16 protein-coding genes are annotated in these 19,691 nt (G+C 71.1%); 5 read left to right on the top strand and 11 right to left on the bottom strand.

Annotation, left to right across the window (positions count from 1 at the left end; translation table 11 throughout):
- Positions 1-453 precede the first annotated feature (453 nt).
- On the top strand, positions 454-1,491 hold the full coding sequence (gene trpS, locus POF73_RS39140) for a tryptophan--tRNA ligase (RefSeq protein WP_272124110.1): 1,038 nt from the start codon (positions 454-456) through the stop codon (positions 1,489-1,491).
- Between the two features lie 42 nt (positions 1,492-1,533).
- On the opposite strand, the gene proC is transcribed toward trpS, so the two are convergent.
- The 6 genes from proC to POF73_RS39110 form a co-directional block, all read right to left on the bottom strand.
- Positions 1,534-2,349 carry a pyrroline-5-carboxylate reductase gene (proC, locus tag POF73_RS39135; RefSeq protein ID WP_272124109.1) on the bottom strand — a complete coding sequence of 272 codons (816 nt, stop codon included), beginning with the start codon at positions 2,347-2,349 and terminating at the stop codon, positions 1,534-1,536.
- A gap of 107 nt (positions 2,350-2,456) precedes the next feature.
- Positions 2,457-3,245 carry an ABC transporter permease gene (locus POF73_RS39130; RefSeq protein WP_272124108.1) on the bottom strand — a complete coding sequence of 263 codons (789 nt, stop codon included), beginning with the start codon at positions 3,243-3,245 and terminating at the stop codon, positions 2,457-2,459.
- On the bottom strand, positions 3,242-4,042 hold the full coding sequence (locus POF73_RS39125; RefSeq protein ID WP_272124107.1) for an ABC transporter ATP-binding protein: 801 nt from the start codon (positions 4,040-4,042) through the stop codon (positions 3,242-3,244). Before POF73_RS39125 ends, POF73_RS39130 begins: the two co-directional genes overlap by 4 nt.
- Positions 4,043-4,242: 200 nt before the next feature.
- Entirely contained in the window at positions 4,243-5,013 is a 771-nt protein-coding gene (locus POF73_RS39120) for a class I SAM-dependent methyltransferase (RefSeq protein ID WP_272124106.1), read from the bottom strand.
- Positions 5,014-5,355: 342 nt separating this feature from the next.
- Entirely contained in the window at positions 5,356-5,859 is a 504-nt protein-coding gene (locus POF73_RS39115; protein WP_272124105.1) for an EamA/RhaT family transporter, read from the bottom strand.
- A 452-nt stretch (positions 5,860-6,311) separates the two neighbouring features.
- On the bottom strand, positions 6,312-6,668 hold the full coding sequence (locus POF73_RS39110; RefSeq protein ID WP_272124104.1) for an SH3 domain-containing protein: 357 nt from the start codon (positions 6,666-6,668) through the stop codon (positions 6,312-6,314).
- A gap of 181 nt (positions 6,669-6,849) precedes the next feature.
- Here POF73_RS39110 and POF73_RS39105 point away from each other — a divergent pair, with 181 nt between their 5' ends.
- Entirely contained in the window at positions 6,850-9,039 is a 2,190-nt protein-coding gene (locus tag POF73_RS39105; RefSeq protein WP_272124103.1) for a serine/threonine-protein kinase, read from the top strand.
- A 148-nt stretch (positions 9,040-9,187) separates the two neighbouring features.
- On the opposite strand, the gene ilvD is transcribed toward POF73_RS39105, so the two are convergent.
- From ilvD to POF73_RS39085, 4 genes are all read right to left on the bottom strand, one after another.
- Positions 9,188-11,041: a dihydroxy-acid dehydratase gene (gene ilvD / locus POF73_RS39100; RefSeq protein WP_272124102.1), complete on the bottom strand. Its 1,854-nt coding sequence runs from the start codon at positions 11,039-11,041 to the stop codon at positions 9,188-9,190.
- A gap of 171 nt (positions 11,042-11,212) precedes the next feature.
- Complete coding sequence (locus POF73_RS39095; RefSeq protein WP_272124101.1) at positions 11,213-11,839, bottom strand: TetR/AcrR family transcriptional regulator; 627 nt, start codon at positions 11,837-11,839, stop codon at positions 11,213-11,215.
- Entirely contained in the window at positions 11,836-12,660 is an 825-nt protein-coding gene (locus tag POF73_RS39090) for a sugar phosphate isomerase/epimerase family protein (protein WP_272124100.1), read from the bottom strand. Before POF73_RS39090 ends, POF73_RS39095 begins: the two co-directional genes overlap by 4 nt.
- A 415-nt stretch (positions 12,661-13,075) precedes the next feature.
- Complete coding sequence (locus POF73_RS39085; protein WP_272124098.1) at positions 13,076-14,008, bottom strand: Ppx/GppA phosphatase family protein; 933 nt, start codon at positions 14,006-14,008, stop codon at positions 13,076-13,078.
- Positions 14,009-14,082: 74 nt separating this feature from the next.
- On the opposite strand from POF73_RS39085, the gene POF73_RS39080 reads away from it, so the two are divergent.
- The gene (locus POF73_RS39080) at positions 14,083-14,943 is read left to right on the top strand and encodes a hypothetical protein (protein WP_272124096.1); all 861 of its coding nucleotides are present in this window, start codon (positions 14,083-14,085) and stop codon (positions 14,941-14,943) included.
- Positions 14,944-14,985: 42 nt separating this feature from the next.
- Here the strand turns inward: POF73_RS39080 and POF73_RS39075 are convergent, their stop codons facing one another.
- On the bottom strand, positions 14,986-16,800 hold the full coding sequence (locus tag POF73_RS39075) for a BACON domain-containing protein (protein ID WP_272124095.1): 1,815 nt from the start codon (positions 16,798-16,800) through the stop codon (positions 14,986-14,988).
- 172 nt (positions 16,801-16,972) lie between these two features.
- On the opposite strand from POF73_RS39075, the gene radA reads away from it, so the two are divergent.
- Together radA and disA are read left to right on the top strand one after the other, a co-directional pair.
- On the top strand, positions 16,973-18,382 hold the full coding sequence (gene radA / locus POF73_RS39070) for a DNA repair protein RadA (protein WP_272124094.1): 1,410 nt from the start codon (positions 16,973-16,975) through the stop codon (positions 18,380-18,382).
- 81 nt (positions 18,383-18,463) lie between these two features.
- A complete protein-coding gene (gene disA, locus POF73_RS39065) occupies positions 18,464-19,588 on the top strand; it encodes a DNA integrity scanning diadenylate cyclase DisA (RefSeq protein ID WP_272124093.1) in 1,125 nt (374 codons plus the stop codon).
- The last annotated feature ends 103 nt before the right edge of the window (positions 19,589-19,691 follow it).

Genomic DNA, 19,691 nt, shown 5'->3' with positions numbered 1-19,691 from the left:
TGTTGGGCCGTTCCGACGAGTGAGACTTTAGCGGATTCCTCGCTCCCGGCCTAATCGGGGGCTGCGTCCTTTCGAACGCGGATTCCTCATTACGCAAATACGCATGCCAATGACACGACGGCAGACAGATCGACTGTCGTCGAATGATGGTTGGTACCTGCGGAATGGCTGTCCGGGGACCGACCGGAGTCGGCGCTCACGTCGGACAACTCGGAGAACAGTACGGATCGGGTCGAGGCGTGTCAACTTCACGCCGGGCGACACCCCGGGGGCGTAGCCTGAGAGGCATGACTACGCGTACGTGCACCCAGTTGTGGTGGGCCGCCTGACGGCGGCCGTACTCACGTATGCACTCAACGGCCGCCGCCTCGGCGGCCGTTCTCGTATCTCCCTCCGGAGCTCCAGGGGGTCGGCCGACCGGGACGGCGGCCTCGACCAGGAGGTGGAGAAGAGATGACGCGGGTCTTCAGTGGGGTCAAGCCGACCGGGCATCTGACGCTGGGGAACTACTTGGGGGCCATCCGGCGGTGGGCTGCCGTCGATCAGCACCAGGCCGACGCGCTGTTCTGCATCGTCGATCTGCACGCCCTGACCGTGGACCACGATCCGGCGCGGGTGCGCAGGCTCAGTCGGCAGGCGGCGACGTTGCTGCTGGCGGCGGGGCTGGATCCGGAGCTGTGCACCGTCTTCGTACAGAGTCATGTGGATGAGCACGCGCGACTGTCGTACGTGTTGGAGTGCGTGGCCACGGACGGTGAGATGCGGCGGATGATCCAGTACAAGGAGAAGGCCGCGCGGGAGCGGGTGCGGGGCGGGAGTGTGCGGCTGTCGCTGCTGACGTATCCCGTGCTGATGGCTGCGGACATCCTGGCGTACGGGACCGACGAGGTGCCGGTCGGGGACGATCAGACACAGCATGTGGAGCTCGCACGGGATCTCGCGGTGCGGTTCAACCAGCGGTACGGGCATGCGTTCGTGGTCCCTCGGGCCACTCCCCCGCAGGTGGCGGCTCGGGTGATGAATCTGCAGGATCCGGCCTCGAAGATGGGTAAGAGCGATGACTCCGGGCCGGGGATCGTCTATCTGCTCGATGAGCCGGACGTGGTGCGGAGGAAGGTCATGCGGGCCGTGACCGACAGTGGGCGGGAGGTCGTGTACGACCGGGAGGCGCGGCCGGGGGTGGCGAATCTGCTGGAGATTCTGGCGGCGTGCTCGGGTGGGAACCCATCGGACCTGAGCGGTGTATATGAATCGTACGGAGCTTTGAAGTCAGCCACCGCGGAGGCCGTGGTCGAGGTCCTCAGGCCCGTGCAGGAGAGGCACAGGGAGCTGTGCGCGGATCCTGGCTATGTGGAGGGGGTGCTGCGGGATGGTGCGGAGCGGGCTCGGGCGATGGCTCGGCCGACCGTGGATGCCGCGTATCGGGCGATCGGGTTGCTGCCGGCGGCAGCAGGTGCGGGTGTCGCTGCGGATATCGGGGTGACTGTCTAGGGGTGCGCTTGGGCCGCCCCTCGGCTGGGGCGGCCCCGGGCGTCACTTGTTGTTGCTGCCGGAAGCCAGTTCGCGGCTGCGGTCGCGGGCGGCTTCGAGGGCGGCGATGAGGGCGGCTCGTACGCCGTGGTTCTCAAGTTCGCGGATGGCGTTGATGGTGGTGCCGGCGGGGGACGTCACGTTCTCACGGAGCTTGACGGGGTGTTCGCCGCTGTCGCGGAGCATCGTCGCGGCGCCGATCGCGGACTGGACGATCAGGTCATGCGCCTTGTCGCGGGGCAGGCCGAGGAGGATGCCGGCGTCGGTCATGGCTTCGACCAGGTAGAAGAAGTACGCCGGGCCGGAGCCGGAGAGGGCGGTGCAGGCGTCCTGCTGGGACTCGGGGACGCGGAGCGTCTTGCCTACGGCGCCGAAGATCTCCTCGGCGTGCGCGAGGTCGGCTTCGCTGGCGTGGCTGCCGGCGGAGATGACGGACATGGCCTCGTCGACGAGGGCCGGGGTGTTCGTCATGACTCGGACGACCGGGGTGCCCGCGGTGAGGCGGGACTCGAAGAAGGAGGTGGGGATACCTGCGGCTCCGCTGATGACCAGGCGGTCGGCGGGGATGTGCGGGGCGAGCTCGTCGAGGAGGGTGCCCATGTCCTGCGGCTTGACCGTGAGGATCAGGGTGTCGGCCGTCTTGGCGGCTTCCGCGTTGGTGACCGGGGTGACTCCGTAGCGGGTGCGGAGTTCATCGGCTCGTTCTGCGCGGCGGGCCGTCACCAGGAGGTCGGCCGGGGCCCAGCCTCCGCGGATCATTCCGCTGAGCAGGGCTTCGCCGATCTTGCCGGTGCCGAGGACTGCGACTTTCTGGGTCATGGCTGGGGTGCCCTCCGGGGGTTGCGTCGTCCGGGTTCATCCTCCCACCGAGGGCCTCGTTCGAAGTGGCGTGTCCGGTGGGCGGACGGGGCCCGGTCCCGCGGCGGTCATGCCGTCCTGCGTCGCAGGGTCGCTGCGCCCAGGCCCAGGACCAGCAGGGCACAGCCGGCCACGACCAAGGCGTCGCGGACGAAGTTGGCGGTCATGTCGGTGTGTTTGAGGACCTCGTTCATGCCGTCGACCGCGTAGGACATGGGGAGGACGTTGGAGATGGCCTCAAGGGCCGGGTGCATGTTGTCGCGGGGAGTGAAGAGGCCGCAGAGGAGGAGCTGGGGGAAGATCACGGCCGGCATGAACTGGACGGCCTGGAATTCGGAGGCCGCGAAGGCCGAGACGAAGAGTCCGAGCGCGGTGCCGAGGAGCGCGTCGAGCAGGGCCACGAGCAGAAGCAGCCAGGGGCTCCCGGTGACGTCCAGGCCGAGGAACCAGAGGGCGAGTCCGGTCGCCAGGGCGGACTGGATGATCGCGAGGGTGCCGAAGGCGAGGGCGTAGCCGGCGATCAGGTCGCCCTTGCCGAGGGGCATGGCGAGGAGGCGTTCGAGGGTGCCCGAGGTGCGTTCGCGCAGGGTGGCGATGGAGGTGACCAGGAACATCGTGATCAGCGGGAAGATCCCGAGGAGGGAAGCGCCGATGTTGTCGAAGGTGTGCGGGCTGCCGTCGAAGACGTAGCGCAGCAGGAACAGCATCACGCAGGGGACGAGGAGCATCAGCGCGATGGTGCGCGGGTCGTGGAGCAGCTGGCGCAGGACCCGGGTGGCGGTGGCGGTCGTGCGAGCTGGGCTCAGGGGGCCGGCCGGGGCGGGCCGGAGCGTGCTGGTCGTGCTCGTCGTGGTCATCGCGTGGTCTCCTTCGCGCGGGCGGCGGCGACCGCCTCGTCGACCAGGTGCAGGAAGGCCGCCTCGACGGTCTCGGAGCGTGTACGGGTGCGGAGGGCGTCCGGGGTGTCGTCGGCGAGGATCTCGCCCTCGCGCATGAGGAGAAGGCGGTGGCAGCGCTCGGCCTCGTCCATGACATGGGAAGAGATGAGGAGGGTGGCGCCGCGGGAGGCTGCGATGTCGTGGAAGAGGTTCCAGAGGTCGCGGCGTAGGACCGGGTCGAGGCCGACCGTCGGTTCGTCCAGGACGAGGAGTTCGGGGGTGCCGAGGAGGGCGACCGCCAGGGAGACGCGACTGCGCTGGCCGCCGGAGAGGTTGCCGGCCAGGGCGTCGGCGTGGCTGGTGAGGTCGACGTCGGTGATGGCGCGGGTGACGTTCTCGTGGCGCCGGTCGGCGGCCGCGTGGCCGGGGTCGAGGATCGCGGCGAAATAGGCGAGGTTCTGGCGGATCGTCAGGTCGTCGTAGACGGAGGGGGCTTGGGTGACGTAGCCGATGCGGGTGCGCAGGGTGGGGTGGCCTGCGGGGCGGCCTAGTACGTCGAGGGTGCCGGTGACCTTGGCCTGGGTGCCGACGATCGCGCGCATGAGGGTCGTCTTGCCACAGCCGGACGGGCCGAGCAGGCCGGTGATCTGACCGCGGGGGACGGTGAAGTCGAGGTCGCGGAGTACTTGGCGGGTGCCGCGTACGACGGTGAGGGCCTTGGCCTGGATGGCGGGGTCGTCCGGGGGTTCGGATCGGGTGGACGAATAATTCATCATGCGGTGAATAATGCTCCGGTGGGGGTATGCCGTCAAGCGCCGGGGGGCGGATTTGGGGGTGGTGGTGAGAGCGGGCGGTGCGTCGAGGGGGAGTAAGTGGAGGGGCGGTGGGTGGAGGGGGGCGGTGGGTGGAGGGGGGGCGGTGGGTGGAGGGGGGCGGTGGGGGCTGTGGGCGTGGGAGGGCTGGGGAGGTGGGGAGGTCACGGGGTGGTGGCTACGAGGAGGTCCACGTCGTAGGTCTCTTCGATGATTCCGTCCGGGAAGGCCTTGAGGAGGAGCTGCTTCTCCTCGGTGAGGAAGGCGGTGGTCGCCCTTGTGCCGTGGACCAGGAAGATCGAGTGGCTGCCGATGTTCGCCAGGTGGGTGTCGACGGGGACGCGGCGGCTCCAGCGGACCTTGCGGCGGGTGAAGGCGAGGTGGCCGGTGGGGTCGGCGAGGGCGGCTCGGGCGCCGCTGCCGTTCCGCTCGACGGCGGGGTGAGCGCCGAAGCGGCGGTCGATGCGGGCCGCCTGCGCCGCGCGCCACGGGATGTCGAGCGTGGTGGTGTTCCACCACAGGGCCAGCGCGCCGCCCGGGCGCAGTACGCGTAGGGCTTCCGGGGCCGAGTGGGCGGGGTCGGTCCAGTGCCAGGCCTGGGCGTAGGTGATGAGGTCGGCGGAGGCGGTGGCGACGGGGAGGGCGTTGCCGTTGCCTCGGACGATCGGGATGTCGGGGTGGCTGCGGCGGAACTGGGCCGCCATGCCGTCGCCGGGTTCCACGGCCAGTACGTCGGCGCCGCGCGCGTGGAGGAGGGCGGTGGCTATGCCTGTGCCCGCGCCCACGTCGATGATGCGTGCGCCGGTGAGGGGGCGGCCGGCGAGTTGCTCGATCGCTTCGAATAGGGCGGGTGGGTAGGAGGGGCGGTTCGCGGCGTACTGGGCTGCTGCGGCGTCGAAGGAACGGGCGCGGTCGGTGTGGGAAGGGGCCGTCATATGGCCATGGTGGCTCGGGTTGGTGGGGTGTGCACCGAGTCTGCGGAGAGATCGGGTGATGTGGAGTGGGATGGGATGGGATGCGATGGGGTGGGGTGGGGTGGGGTGGGGTGGGGCGTAGCCGAGTGGAGCGGCCCTCGCTAGGCGCGCCTGCCGCGCACCTGACCAAGTGCGGCAACCCCGGCCGTGCGCACCACACTCCTGCGTATGTGCAGCACGCCCTTGCCCAGGTGCGGGGCAGCCTTGCCCAGGTGCGGCGCAGCCGTGCCCAGGTGCGGGGCGGCCCAGGCCGTGTGCGGCGTGCCCGTGTGCGGCAGGTCCGGCTATGTGCGGCAGCCCTCGCTAATCACGGCGGCGCTTCTTCGTCGGGTTGCCGGTGCGGCGGGTCGTGCGGGTCTGGTGTTGTTTGCGGGCTGCCTCGTATTCCTCGCGGTGGAGCTTCTCGCCGGGGGCCTCGATGAGGGAGCGGAAGAAGTAGGCGAGGAGGGAGCCGACGAAGCCGATCATGAGGAGGCTGCGGAGGCTGGCGTGGCGGTCGGGGTCGGGGCGTTTGGTGAAGGCATCCCAGGTGTGGCGGAAGGCGAGGGCGCTGCACACCGCGAACATCACCACCACCAGGACGGTGACGAAGCTGCCGATGGCGGCGATCTGGATGCCCTCGTAGGCGAAGCGCAGGACCAGACAGGAGGCGGCCGCGGTGGCGAGGGAGCCGACAGCCACGGCGATGCGGCGGGCGGTGTAGCCGTTGCCGTGGTCGACCCAGGTCGTGCCGAAGAAGCGGAGGGGCTCGGGGCGGGGGCCCGTGGAGCCCGCGGGGGTGGCCGGGGTGCCGTTCTTCTCGCTCACGCGTCGATTATGGCTCCGGTACTGCCGCGGGCTCTGTGCGGGTTCCGACGAACCGGAGTCCCGATGATGCGGGATCAGCCGAGACCAGGCGGGTTCGACCGGGATCAGCCGAGACCAGGCAGGTTCGACCCAGACCGGCCGGGCTCGACCGAGACCGGCCAGGCCTCACCGGATACCCAAGCCCCGCCGGGATCAGCCGGGCCCTGCCGGACCAGCCGGGCCAGCCATGAGCAACTGGCCCCGCCAGGATCGGACAGGCCTCGCAGGGTTCAGCCGAGCCCTGCCGGATCGACCGATCCCGCCCGGATCCGCCGGGAGCAACCTGGCGCCGCCAAGGTCAGCGGGGTCTGCCGGATCAGCCGAACCCCGCCGACAACAGTCGAGCCCCGCCCGGTTCAGCCGGGAGCGAGTTGGCCGCCAGGATCAGCCCGCCCCGCCAGCCACCGCCGCCCTCAAGAGCAGCGTGGGCGGACGTAGCCGTCGCTGCCTGTGTTCACGTAGGCGTCCGAGACGAACTCGCCCTGGTCGATGTTGTCCCAGATGTTCGTGGTGCCGTAGGGACCGGTGACGCTCGTGCCCGGTGTCTGGCAGTAGATCGTGACTCTGGCGCCCTCGGAGAGGACGCGGACGACCGGGTACTGGGTGCCGGGGCCCCGGCGGACGTTCAGGCGGACGCCCGGCGCGACCGGGTACGAGCTCAGTGCCGTGGTCGTAGCCGCCTTGGCCGCCAGTGTCGTGACGACCGTGGCCTCGCCGCCGCCCTCGGCCCCGTCGGCTCTCTCGATCTCTCCAGCACGGTCCATGGACATGAAAAACCTCCCCCGTTGATCCCCATGACTCCCATGGGGTCCCGTTGATTCCCCCAAATCACGCCAAGCACACATGTGCGCGTTTGGAACATGGAGGCTAGCAAGCCGCCTCTGTCTCGTACGAGTCATCGACTAGGCTCCGTGCGTCGCGCGCGCGGACGAACAGCACGGGGGTGGTCCCATGGCGCCACAGCAGAACGCCGGAGCGGGCGCGGAAGCGGAACTTCCCGAATACGCCGGTCACTACCGCCTGGAGTCACGTCTGGGGTCCGGCGGCATGGGCGTCGTACATCTGGCGCGGAGCACCTCGGGCATGCAGCTCGCGGTGAAGGTCGTACATGCCGAGTTCGCGAGCGATCCCGAGTTCAGAGGGCGTTTCCGGCAGGAGGTCGGCGCTGCGCGCAAGGTGAGCGGGGCCTTCACCGCGCCTGTCGTGGACGCTGATCCCGAGGCCGAACGGCCCTGGATGGCGACGCTGTTCATCCCCGGGCCGACGCTCTCCGACCATGTGAAGCGGAACGGGCCGATGGAACCGGCGCAGCTGCGGCGGCTGATGGCCGGACTGGCGGAGGCGCTGCGCGACATACACCGGGTCGGCGTGGTGCACCGGGATCTGAAGCCGAGCAATGTGCTGCTCGCCGATGACGGGCCGAAGGTCATCGACTTCGGTATTTCTCGGCCAAAGGACAGCGAACTGCGTACCGAGACCGGGAAGTTGATCGGTACGCCGCCTTTCATGGCGCCCGAGCAGTTCCGGCGTCCTCGCGAGGTCGGGCCGGCCGCCGACATCTTCGCGCTCGGGTCCGTGCTGGTGCACGCGTCGACGGGGCGGGGTCCGTTCGACTCCGACAGTCCTTACGTCGTCGCCTACCAGGTCGTGCATGACGAGCCGGACCTGACGGGCGTACCGGCGAATCTCGCGCCGTTCGTGCTGCGGTGCCTCGCCAAGGAGCCCGAGGACCGGCCCACGCCCGACGAGTTGATGCGGGAGCTGCGGTCGGTTGCGGCGTCGTACGACACGCAGGCGTTCATTCCGGCGCAGCGGGCGAGTGAGAGACCGCCCAAGCCAGAGCCGGATCCGGGGGCGGGGGCGAGATCTGGGTCGGGGGTGGAGCCCGGCGTCGGAGGTGCGGCCGAACGAGCGGCGGCCGGGAGGCGTCGGCGCAGGCTGCTGGCCCTCGGGGCCGGTGCCGTCGGACTCGCTGCCGTCGTCGCGTTGGCCTCCGTGCAGCTTCTCGGCGGGGAGCCGGCGCCGACGGGCACGAGCCCTCGGACCACGTCGGCCGGGTTCGACGGGTGGGCTGCGGCGCCGGCGCCCAAGAAGGGCATGCCCATGTGCTCGTACGGGGCGGGCAAGGTGCTGTGTGCCCAGGGCGCGCTCGTCTTCGCACTCGACCCGCTGGACGGCCGGCAGCTCTGGCGGCACCCGGTGAACACGTCGAACGCGGGCACCTTGGGAGTGAAGGCACCGCCTGCCGCGGCGGGCGGCCTCGTGCACCCGTGGTCAGGGCAGGGCCGTCGGCTGGAGGCGCTCGATCCGGCTACGGGCAAGGCACGTTGGCAGCGGAGCGTGCCCGCGTACTACGGGCAGGAGGCCGTCGGCGGCATGGTGCTGCTCAGCGGCGCCGACGGCACGGTCACCGGTGTGGACGGCGCTTCGGGCGAGACGAAGTGGAGCCGCCCGGTGCCGGGGCACAAGGCGCCGTACTTCGTCTCCTTCGCCGGGGATCCGCTGGCGTACGCGACGAGCACATCGGACGACGGAGCGAGTGGGTCGAGCGGATCGAGCGGATCGAGCGGGTCGAGCACGCGGGTCACCGCGATCGATCCGGCCACGGGTGACGTGCGCTGGGACGCCCGACTGAAGGGGACGCTGAAGCCGGTCGGCACGTCGGACGGATCGGTCTTCCTCCTCTCCGTCGACCGGATCTACAGCGCCACGAATGCCGTCGTCCGCTACTCCCCCGCCGACCGGACCTCGCGGCGCGTGTCGCTGTCCCGTCGGCTGCAGACGGCGCACGGCACCGTGCGCGGGAACGTCGTCTATCTCGTGGGCGACACCGGTTCGCTGGTCGCCGTCGACATGGCGGCGCGCGAGCAGCTCTGGACCCTGGAGACAGCGGTGCTCCGCACGTCGTCGCCGGTCACGGACGGACGGCATGTGTACGTCAGCACGCCGGACGGCCGGCTGCTCGCCGTGGACGCCCGCAGCGGGCGGCTGCTGGGCCAGACACCGACCCGGCTCGGCACGGAGTCGGACCGGGTGGCGTCCGACCTGCCGGAACCTGTGCTCGCCGACGGCCGGGTCTACGCCTCCGCACCCGACGGCACGGTGTTCGCGGTCGACGGACGGGACCCGTCGGCCTGGTGACACGCGAAGGGGCCGCCTCCCGAAGAGACGGCCCCTTGCGATCCGGGCGTCATCACCCGGCCCGGTCGGCACAGCACCGGGCTCAGCCCAGCTTGGTCACGTCCCGCACCAGGCATCAGCCCAGCTTGCTCACACCCCGCACCAGGTATCAGCCCAGCTTGCTCACATCCCGCACCGCGCCCTTGTCCGCACTGGTCGCCATCGCGGCGTAGGCGCGCAGGGCCGCGGACACCTTGCGCTCGCGGTTCTTCGGGGCGTACGCGCCGTTCAACGCCTGCTCGCGGCGGGCGAGTTCCGCATCGTCGACGAGCAACTCGATCGTGCGATTGGGGATGTCGATGCGGATCCGGTCCCCGTCCTCGACGAAGGCGATCGTGCCGCCGGACGCGGCCTCCGGGGAGGCGTGCCCGATGGACAGTCCGGACGTGCCGCCGGAGAAGCGGCCGTCGGTGATCAGGGCGCAGGTCTTGCCGAGGCCCCGGCCCTTGAGGAAGGAGGTCGGGTAGAGCATCTCCTGCATGCCGGGGCCGCCCTTGGGGCCCTCGTAGCGGATGACGACGACGTCGCCGTCCTTCACCTGCTTGTTGAGGATCTTCTCGACGGCCTCTTCCTGCGACTCGCAGACCACCGCCGGGCCCTCGAAGGTCCAGATGGACTCGTCCACGCCCGCGGTCTTCACCACGCAGCCGTCGACGGCGAGGTTGCCCTTGAGGACCGCGAGGCCGCCGTCCTTGGAGTAGGCGTGCTCGGCGCTGCGGATGCAGCCGCCCTCGGCGTCCTCGTCGAGCGCCTCCCAGCGCTCGGACTGGGAGAAGGCCTCGGCGGAGCGGACACAGCCCGGGGCTGCGTGCCACAGCTCGACGGCCTTCGGCGAGGGGGATCCGCCGCGCACGTCCCAGGTCTTCAGCCAGTCCGACAGGGACGGGCTGTGGACGGCGTGCACGTCCTCGTTGAGCAGTCCGGCGCGGTGCAGCTCGCCCAGCAGGGCCGGGATGCCGCCGGCGCGGTGCACGTCCTCCATGTAGTACGTGCGGTCCTTGGCGACGTTGGGCGCGACCTTCGCAAGGCACGGCACACGGCGGCTGACCGCGTCGATCTGCTCAAGCCCGAACGGCACGCCCGCCTCCTGGGCGGCGGCCAGCAGGTGCAGGATCGTGTTGGTGGAGCCGCCCATCGCGATGTCGAGGGCCATGGCGTTCTCGAAGGCCGCGAAGGTGGCGACGTTGCGCGGCAGGACGGTGTCGTCGTCCTGCTCGTAGTAGCGGCGGGTGATGTCCATGACCGTGCGGGCCGCGTCCTCGTACAGGGCCTTGCGGGCCGTGTGCGTGGCGAGAACCGAGCCGTTGCCGGGCAGGGAGAGGCCGATGGCCTCGGTCAGGCAGTTCATCGAGTTGGCGGTGAACATGCCGGAGCAGGAGCCGCAGGTCGGACAGGCGTTCTCCTCGATACGGAGGATGTCCTCGTCCGAGATCTTGTCGTTCACGGCGTCGGAGATCGCGTCGACCAGGTCGAGGGTGCGGACCGTGCCGTCCACCAGCGTCGCGCGGCCGGACTCCATCGGGCCGCCGGAGACGAAGACCGTGGGGATGTTGAGCCGCAGGGCGGCGTTCAGCATGCCCGGGGTGATCTTGTCGCAGTTGGAGATGCAGATCAGGGCGTCGGCGCAGTGCGCCTCGACCATGTACTCCACGCTGTCCGCGATGAGGTCGCGGGACGGCAGGGAGTACAGCATGCCGCCGTGGCCCATCGCGATGCCGTCGTCCACGGCGATCGTGTTGAACTCGCGCGGGATGCCGCCGGCCTCGACGATCGCCTCGCTGACGATTCGGCCGACGGGCTGGAGGTGGGTGTGGCCGGGCACGAACTCGGTGAAGGAGTTCGCCACCGCGATGATCGGCTTCCGGCCGATGTCCGCACCGGGTACACCGGAGGCGCGCATAAGGGCGCGGGCGCCCGCCATGTTGCGGCCGTGGGTGACTGTGCGGGACCTCAGCTCGGGCATCGTCGCTCGCTCCTTCAGGGACTGCAGAGAATGCGATCAGAGACTTCTGACTGCTAACGAGCGTACGCCGGTCATCCAGTGGGCGGGACGAGGTGTCCGCAATACGGGACGTATGTCTCGCAGAACAGCCACGAGAAGCCACGAAGAGCCACGATCAGCCGCCCGGAGGGGTCACCGCCCGGTGAGATGCCCCTGCACCACCGGCGCCACCCGCGCGATGATCTGCTCCGCGTCGGCCGACGCGATCGGCTCGATCTTGATGACGTACCGCATCATCGCGACGCCCACGAGCTGCGCGGCGGCCAGCTCGGCGCGCAGTTCGGCGTCCGGAGCGTCGATCTCGCCGGCGATACGGCGCATCAGCTGGGCGGTGACCAGCCGCCGGAAGACGGATGCCGCGGCGTCGTTGTTGACCGCCGACCGCACGATCGCGAGCAGCGGCTTGCGGGTCACCGGGTTCTCCCAGAGCCCGAAGATGGTGCGGGTCATCCGCTCCCCGACGTCGTCGAGCGGCCCCTCCAGCACCGCGTCCCGCACCTTCAGGGCGGGCGCGAAGGCGACCTCCACGGCCGCCTCGAAGACCTGCTCCTTGGTGCCGAAGTAGTGGTGCACGAGGGCGGAGTCCACACCGGCCGACTTGGCGATGCCGCGCACGGACGTCTTGTCGTAGCCGCGCTCGGAGAACTCCTCGCGGGCCGCGTCCAGGATGCGGTCGCGCGTGTCGGCGGATTCCGTACGAGGGGGGCGGCCACGGCGTCGGGAGCCGACCCCGCCCCGGCCCGAGGTGGCGTCGGTCACGGCCGGGGCACCTTCACCGCGGAGGCCAGATGCAGCCGCGTGAAGGCGAGGGCCTCGGCGAGGTCGGCCTCGCGTTCGGCGCCGGACATCGCGCGGCGGGTGTTGACCTCGATGACGACATGACCGTCGAAGCCGGTCAGTGCGAGCCGCTCCAGCACCGCGGCGCAGGGCTGGTTACCACGGCCGGGCACCAGGTGCTCGTCCTTGGCCGACCCTCTGCCGTCCGCGAGATGCACATGCCCCAGCCGACTCCCCATCCGGTCGATCATCTGCAGCGCATCGGTCCGGGCGGTCGAGGTATGGCTGAGATCGATCGTGAAGTGCCGGTAGTCGTCCTTCGTCACGTCCCAGTCCGGGGCGTACGCCAGCATCTCGCGGTCGCGATAGCGCCAGGGGTACATGTTCTCCACGGCGAACCGCACGTCCGTCTCGTTCGCCATCCGCCAGACACCGGCGACGAAGTCCCGGGCGTACTGCCGCTGCCAGCGGAACGGCGGGTGCACGACGACCGTGCCGGCCCCCAGCTTCTCGGCGGCGGCCTGGGCGCGCTGGAGCTTGGTCCAGGGATCGGTCGACCACACGCGCTGGGTGATCAACAGACACGGGGCGTGCACGGCCAGGATCGGAATCCGGTGGTAGTCACTCAGCCGTCGCAGCGCCTCGATGTCCTGGCTGACCGGGTCGGTCCACACCATGACCTCGACACCGTCGTACCCGAGGCGCGCGGCGATCTCGAAGGCCGTCGCCGTCGACTCCGGATAGACCGAGGCCGTCGACAGGGCGACCTTCGCATCCGGGATGCGCACCACTGGTTCTGCCACGAGGGACAGAGTACGGGGCGGCACAGGCCCCCGGGGCACGGATGGATGCGGGCCCGCCACGGCGCATAGCAGCGCTCAGAGGTGCGAACTGGGCATATGCCGGGGACGCAGCAGCCGGCCCGCGAACCGGCGGTGTGGCAGGGTTCACGACCGCCTCCCCGACGGGCCCGCAGCCGCGTACGGCGGGAAGGGGACGTGCCGGGGGGTGTCCGCCCGCAGTGGCCGGCGTCAAGAAACAGAACCTCCAGGCCAGGTCCAGCCGCCGGTCCGAGGACGGACACCCCCCGGCACGGCCCCGACCCACAACACACCCGCAGGCGCTACACGAACCCCCACCGAACATCAACAGGCCGCCGCAGGCATGGACGCGCACCCCCACCACCCGCATCCCGGGCCCGACCGCCGGAGGCAGACGTCACGTCACCGACAGATGATCCAGCTTCCGCAGGATCACACCCTCCCGCAGCGCCCAAGGGCAGACCTCCAGCGTCTCCACGCCGAACAGGTCCATCGCCCCCTCGGCCACCAACGCCCCCGCGAGCAGCTGCCCCGCGCGCCCCTCCGAGACACCCGGCAGTTCCGCACGCTGCGCCGCGGTCATCCCGGCGAGCCGCGGAACCCACGCCTCCAGGGACTCCCGCTTCAGCTCGCGCTGGGTGTACACACCCTCCGCGGAGCGCGCGGCACCGGCGATGCGGGCCAGCTGCTTGAAGGTCTTGGACGTGGCGACGACGTGATCGGGCGCCCCGAACCGGCTGAATTCGCCGACCGTGCGTGCGATCTGCGCCCGCACATGCCGCCGCAGTGCTCGTATGTCCTCGGAGTCCGGCGGATCTCCCGGCAGCCACGCGGCTGTGAGCCGCCCCGCCCCCAGCGGCAGCGACACGGCCGCGTCCGGCTCCTCGTCGATGCCGAACGCGATCTCCAGGGAACCGCCACCGATGTCCAGCACCAGCAGCTTCCCGGCCGACCAGCCGAACCAGCGGCGGACGGCGAGGAAGGTCAGCCGGGCTTCCTCCGCACCGGTGAGAACCTGCAGCTCAACGCCGGTTTCCTCCTTCACGCGCGCGAGGACGTCATCGGCGTTGCTGGCCTCCCGCACCGCGGACGTCGCGAACGGCAGGACTTCCTCGACACCCTTGTCCTCGGCGGCCTGCAGCGCCTCATGAACGACGCCGATCAGCCTGTCGATCCCGTCGGGGCCGATGGCCCCGCTGTCGTCGAGGAGTTGGGCAAGGCGCAGCTCCGCCTTGTGTGAGTGCGCGGGCAGCGGGCGCGCGCCAGGATGCGCATCCACCACCAGCAGATGCACCGTGTTCGATCCCACGTCGAGGACACCGAGTCTCATGTACGGAACGCTACTGCCACCTGGCCGGTCCTCCGTCCTCGAAGTCGCAGGTACGGACGCCGTACTCTGGACCCGTGCCAAAGACGAAAAAGGCGAAGAACGACAAGACGGCCAAATCCGCCACGGGTTCTTCGCAGGCAAAGGCAGCCACGAAGTCGAAGAAGCCCAAGAAGGGCTCCCCGGAGCCGGACGAGAAGGGGCTCGACTTCGCCCGCGCATGGGTGGAGTTCCCTGATCCGGCGGACGACGAGCAGATCTTCCGCTGCGATCTGACATGGCTGACCTCCCGTTGGAACTGCATTTTCGGCAGCGGCTGCCAGGGCATCCAGGCGGGCCGCGCGGACGACGGCTGCTGCACGCTGGGCGCGCACTTCTCGGACGAGGACGACGAGAAGCGGGTCGCCGAGCATGTGGCGAGGCTCACGCCGGAGATCTGGCAGCACCATGACGAGGGCATGGAGCACGGCTGGATCTCGGAGGACGAGGACGGCGACCGCCAGACCCGCCCCTTCAACGGCTCGTGCATCTTCCAGAACCGCCCCGGCTTCGCGGGCGGCGCGGGCTGCTCGCTGCACATCCTCGCCCTGAAGGAGGGCCGCGAGCCGCTGGAGACCAAGCCGGACGTCTGCTGGCAGCTGCCGGTCCGGCGGACGTACGACTGGATCGACCGGCCCGACGACACCCGGGTGCTCCAGGTGTCGATCGGTGAGTACGACCGGCGCGGCTGGGGCCCGGGCGGCCACGACCTGCACTGGTGGTGCACCTCGGCGACCTCGGCGCACGGCGCGGGCGACCCGGTGTACGTGTCCTACCGCGCGGAGCTGACCGAGCTGATGGGCAAGGCGGGCTACGACCGTCTGGTCGAGCTGTGCGAGGAGCGGCTGGCGTCGCAGCTGCCGTTGCTGGCACCGCATCCGGCGGATCCGGTGGACTAGCAGGGCCTGGAAGGCCGGGCCTGGATCGGCCGGCCCCATGGTCTAGAACGTCGACGGGCTGGGTTCACCGCTGCCGCCGGACGGCGGCGAACCCCCCGGATCGGACGGGCCGGACGGGCCGGGCGCTGACGGGTCACCGGCCGTGGGGGACGGATCGGGCGACGACGGCGGCGGCTCGCTGGGCATGGGATCGGTCGGGGCCGGAGTCGTCGGCGGCGTCGGATCGGGCTCGGAGGACGAGGGCGGCGGACCGCTGGGGCTCCCCGGGTCGGTGGGATCCGTGGGCTCGCCGGGATGCGTGGGGTCGGTGGGGTACGGGTCGGTGGGGTCCGGGCCATGCCCCGGGCCGGACGGGCCGGGGGCCGTGCCGTAGCCCTCGATGGAGACGACGGCGCCGGCGGGTGAGATCGCCACGCGCGCGCTCCAGCGCCCGGACGGCTCGCGCAGATGGTCGACGTGGACCTTGATCGTCAACGACTCGCCGGGCGCCAGCGTTCCCGCCGACCGGCTCAGATACAGCCAGTGCGCGCCGGTGGTCGCGGACCAGCGCACCGGCGTGCGCCCCGTCGCGGTCAGGGTGACGAGCGTGGTGTCGCCGCTGTTCCCGGCCGACACCTCCAGGAGGCCGGCCCCCTTCCCGGCCGCGCCGCTGACGCCGATGACCTCGACGGAGACACCTGGTTTGTCGCGACTGCCGAAACGGTCCCCCTGTTCCGGGCTCGCGTTGCCCGCGTTCTCGTAGCCACTGCCCGCCGCCGCTCCGTCGAGGCTGCCGGGGCCCTGGGCCTGGCTCGCGCCGGCCGAGTGCCCGTCGACGCCCTCGCCGGTCGGGGCGCCCCGGTAGGCGGCCCACAGGGCGAGGACCGGGGCGGCGACGACAGTGGCGACGACGGTCGTGGTGACGGCACGCGCGCGTAGCCGGTCCCTGCGGGCGGCACGATCCTTCGGGTCCATCGGGAAGCCACGCCGGTCGAAGCGCGGCACGGCGGCGCCACGCGCGCGCGAGTGATGCGCCAGGGCCTGCTGCACGGCCGGACGCGGGGCCTCCAGGACGGGCAGCTCGGCGGGGGTGACGGTCGCGCCGGGCCAGCGGCCGGGAACGGCGCGCTCGGCGGTGCGGCGGCAGCGCGGGCAGTCGTCGACGTGCCGGACGAGCTCGCGGCGCAGGGCGGTGCCGATCACGAGCTGGTTGTCGCCGGTGAGCCGGGCGACGCTCGGGCAGCCGCCGGTCTCGACGACGGCGAGGGCCGCGCGCGTGCGCTCCACCTCGCAGGCGGCGGAGGCGAGCAGTTCGCGGGCGGCGGCCGACTCCATGCCGAGGACGGCGGCGACCTCGTGGGCGGCGAGATGGTGGCGTACGGCGAGTTCGAGGGCCTCGCGCTGTTCCGGGGTGGTGCCTGCGGCCTCCGGCCAGGCGAGCAGGGCGAGTTCGCGGCGCCGCTGCTCCTGGACCTCCTCGGCGACGGACGGCCCCTCGGCCCGCGGGCCCGTCTGCCGATGGGTGCCGTGCCGGCTCGCCGCGTGGCTGCCCTGACGTTTCTGCTTGGCCTCGGCCAGCTTGCGCAGACACGCCCAGCGGGCCAGCGCGTACAGCCAGGGACGCCGGTCCGCGGCGGCCTCCGGCACCCGCTGCCCGCGTCGCTCGGCGAGCGCGAGGGCGTCGCCGAGGGCGGCGGTCGCGTCGTCGTGGTCGCACAGGACGGACAGACAGTAGGTGAACAGCCCGTCCAGATACGGCTCGTAGCGCGCCGGCGGCCGCTGCGCCACCGTCCGCGCCGCCGCACGATCACGCGCCTCCCGGTGCGCTCGATGGGCGCCGGTGGTGCGGGCCGAGATTTCCGGACTGCTGCTCATCATTCGTGGACCGTAGGGGGCCTGGCGTGGCGCCTTCTTCCAGCTTGAGCAGTTTTAATCCATACGGGTGAAACGATCCCTCAATCGGGGGCGGGAACCCCGAATTCCGTGGCTTGTGCATGACGAGACCGCATGCCGTACGGCGTTGTCAGTGGGCTCCGTTACGGTTCTTCGCATGGCTGCCCGTACCAAGACCACGAAGGACCGCCCGTCCTACCGCTGCACGGAGTGCGGCTGGCAGACGGCCAAGTGGCTCGGCCGCTGCCCCGAGTGCCAGGCGTGGGGGACGGTCGAGGAGTACGGCGCACCCGCGGTCCGTACGACGGCGCCGGGGCGGGTGACCAATTCCGCGGTGCCCATCGGGCAGGTCGACGGGCGGCAGGCGACCGCGCGGTCCACCGGCGTGCCCGAGCTGGACCGGGTGCTGGGCGGCGGGCTGGTGCCGGGCGCGGTGGTGCTCCTCGCGGGCGAGCCCGGCGTGGGCAAGTCCACCCTCCTGCTCGACGTGGCGGCCAAGTCGGCGAGCGACGAGCACCGCACGTTGTACGTGACCGGTGAGGAGTCGGCCAGCCAGGTCCGCCTGCGCGCCGACCGCATCGGCGCCCTCGACGACCACCTCTACCTCGCCGCCGAGACCGACCTGGCCGCCGTGCTGGGCCACTTGGACGCGGTGAAGCCCTCGCTGCTGATCCTCGACTCGGTACAGACGGTGGCCTCGCCGGAGATCGACGGGGCGCCCGGCGGCATGGCCCAGGTCCGGGAGGTGGCCGGCGCCCTGATCCGGGCGTCCAAGGAGCGCGGGATGTCCACGCTCCTCGTGGGACACGTCACGAAGGACGGCGCCATCGCCGGGCCCCGCCTCCTGGAGCACCTCGTGGACGTGGTGCTCAGCTTCGAGGGCGACCGGCACGCGCGCCTGCGTCTCGTACGGGGCGTCAAGAACCGCTACGGCGCCACGGACGAGGTCGGCTGCTTCGAACTGCACGACGAGGGCATCACGGGCCTCGCCGACCCGAGCGGACTCTTCCTGACCCGCCGTGCCGAACCGGTCCCGGGCACCTGTCTGACGGTCACCCTGGAGGGCCGCCGCCCCCTGGTCGCCGAGGTCCAGGCGCTCACCGTCGACTCGCAGATCCCCTCGCCCCGCCGTACGACGTCCGGTCTGGAGACCTCGCGCGTCTCGATGATGCTGGCCGTCCTGGAGCAGCGCGGCCGGATCAGCGCACTCGGCAAGCGGGACATCTACTCCGCGACGGTCGGCGGAGTGAAGCTCTCGGAGCCCGCCGCCGACCTCGCCGTCGCCCTCGCGCTGGCCTCCGCCGCCAGTGACACACCTCTCCCCAAGAACCTCGTCGCGATCGGCGAGGTGGGCCTCGCGGGCGAGGTCAGACGGGTCACGGGAGTGCAGCGCAGGCTGGCCGAGGCGCACCGGCTGGGCTTCACGCACGCGCTCGTGCCGGGCGACCCGGGCAAGATCCCTCCCGGTATGAAGGTGCTGGAAGTGGCCGACATAGGAGACGCCCTCCGGGTCCTTCCGCGCTCGCGTCGCCGAGAGGCCCCGCGGGACGAGGAGGACCGCCGGTAGACTTTGCCCTGGTCTCGCCCGTCCGTACGAACAGAATGTGCGAAACGGGAGCGCCCCAGAACCTGCGACCGGAGGAGTGCAGTGGCAGCCAACGACCGGGTAGCAGCTCCCGGAAAGTCCGGTGGGAGTGCCGGTTCCGATGGCCTGATGCGCGCCTCACTGAGTGCCGTGGCTCCCGGCACGGGCCTGCGCGACGGGCTGGAGCGGGTGCTCCGCGGCAACACCGGCGGACTCATCGTGCTCGGCTTCGACAAGACCGTCGAGGCGATGAGTACGGGTGGATTCGTCCTGGATGTCGAGTTCACGGCGACGCGGCTGCGGGAGCTGTGCAAGCTCGACGGCGGCATCGTGCTGTCGTCCGACCTGTCGAAGATCCTCCGCGCGGGCGTGCAGTTCGTGCCCGATGCGACGATCCCGACGGAGGAGACGGGCACCCGGCACCGCACGGCGGACCGGGTCAGCAAGCAGGTCGGCTTCCCGGTCGTCTCGGTCTCCCAGTCGATGCGGCTCATCGCGCTCTACGTCGACGGCCAGCGCCGCGTCCTGGAGGACTCCGCGGCGATCCTCTCCCGCGCCAACCAGGCCCTGGCGACCCTGGAGCGCTACAAGCTCCGCCTCGACGAGGTCGCGGGAACGTTGTCAGCGCTGGAGATCGAGGACCTGGTGACGGTCCGGGACGTCTCGGCGGTCGCGCAGCGCCTGGAGATGGTGCGCCGTATCGCCACCGAGATCGCCGAGTACGTGGTGGAGCTGGGCACCGACGGGCGGCTGCTGGCACTTCAGCTGGACGAGTTGATCGCCGGTGTGGAGCCCGAGCGCGAGCTCGTGGTGCGTGACTACGTCCCCGAGCCGACGGCCAAGCGGTCCCGCACGGTCGACGAGGCGCTGTACGAGCTGGACGCCCTCACCCACGCCGAGCTCCTCGAAATGTCCACGGTGGCACGGGCGTTGGGCTACACCGGCTCGCCCGAGGCGCTTGACTCGGCGGTCTCGCCGCGCGGCTTCCGGCTGCTGGCCAAGGTGCCGCGGCTGCCGGGGGCGATCATCGACCGGCTGGTGGAGCACTTCGGGGGGCTGCAGAAGCTGCTCGCCGCCAGCGTGGACGATCTGCAGACCGTGGACGGCGTCGGCGAGGCTCGGGCGCGGAGCGTCCGGGAGGGGCTGTCGCGGCTGGCGGAGAGCTCGATTCTGGAGCGGTACGTCTAGTCGGTGAGCCGGCTCCGGCTGGTCGGTGAGCCGGCTCCGGCGGTACTCGGGGTTGCGGCGACCGCTGGTCGTCAGACCCGACCCTTGTCCGTCAGCCCCTGGC

Origin of the sequence: Streptomyces sp. HD (assembly GCF_028369295.1) — a bacterium.
In the GTDB taxonomy this organism is placed as follows: domain Bacteria; phylum Actinomycetota; class Actinomycetes; order Streptomycetales; family Streptomycetaceae; genus Streptomyces.
The sequence above is the reverse complement of the archived record's forward strand: the minus strand, read 5'-3'. Positions and strand labels throughout refer to the sequence as shown.

What these genes read in the sequence shown, in the direction of transcription:
- trpS (WP_272124110.1), top strand. Translation starts at nt 454, where the DNA reads ATGACGCGGGTCTTCAGTGGGGTCAAGCCGACCGGGCATCTGACGCTG.
- proC (WP_272124109.1), bottom strand. Translation starts at nt 2,349, where the DNA reads ATGACCCAGAAAGTCGCAGTCCTCGGCACCGGCAAGATCGGCGAAGCC.
- POF73_RS39130 (WP_272124108.1), bottom strand. Translation starts at nt 3,245, where the DNA reads ATGACCACGACGAGCACGACCAGCACGCTCCGGCCCGCCCCGGCCGGC.
- POF73_RS39125 (WP_272124107.1), bottom strand. Translation starts at nt 4,042, where the DNA reads ATGATGAATTATTCGTCCACCCGATCCGAACCCCCGGACGACCCCGCC.
- POF73_RS39120 (WP_272124106.1), bottom strand. Translation starts at nt 5,013, where the DNA reads ATGACGGCCCCTTCCCACACCGACCGCGCCCGTTCCTTCGACGCCGCA.
- POF73_RS39110 (WP_272124104.1), bottom strand. Translation starts at nt 6,668, where the DNA reads ATGTCCATGGACCGTGCTGGAGAGATCGAGAGAGCCGACGGGGCCGAG.
- POF73_RS39105 (WP_272124103.1), top strand. Translation starts at nt 6,850, where the DNA reads ATGGCGCCACAGCAGAACGCCGGAGCGGGCGCGGAAGCGGAACTTCCC.
- ilvD (WP_272124102.1), bottom strand. Translation starts at nt 11,041, where the DNA reads ATGCCCGAGCTGAGGTCCCGCACAGTCACCCACGGCCGCAACATGGCG.
- POF73_RS39085 (WP_272124098.1), bottom strand. Translation starts at nt 14,008, where the DNA reads ATGAGACTCGGTGTCCTCGACGTGGGATCGAACACGGTGCATCTGCTG.
- POF73_RS39075 (WP_272124095.1), bottom strand. Translation starts at nt 16,800, where the DNA reads ATGATGAGCAGCAGTCCGGAAATCTCGGCCCGCACCACCGGCGCCCAT.
- radA (WP_272124094.1), top strand. Translation starts at nt 16,973, where the DNA reads ATGGCTGCCCGTACCAAGACCACGAAGGACCGCCCGTCCTACCGCTGC.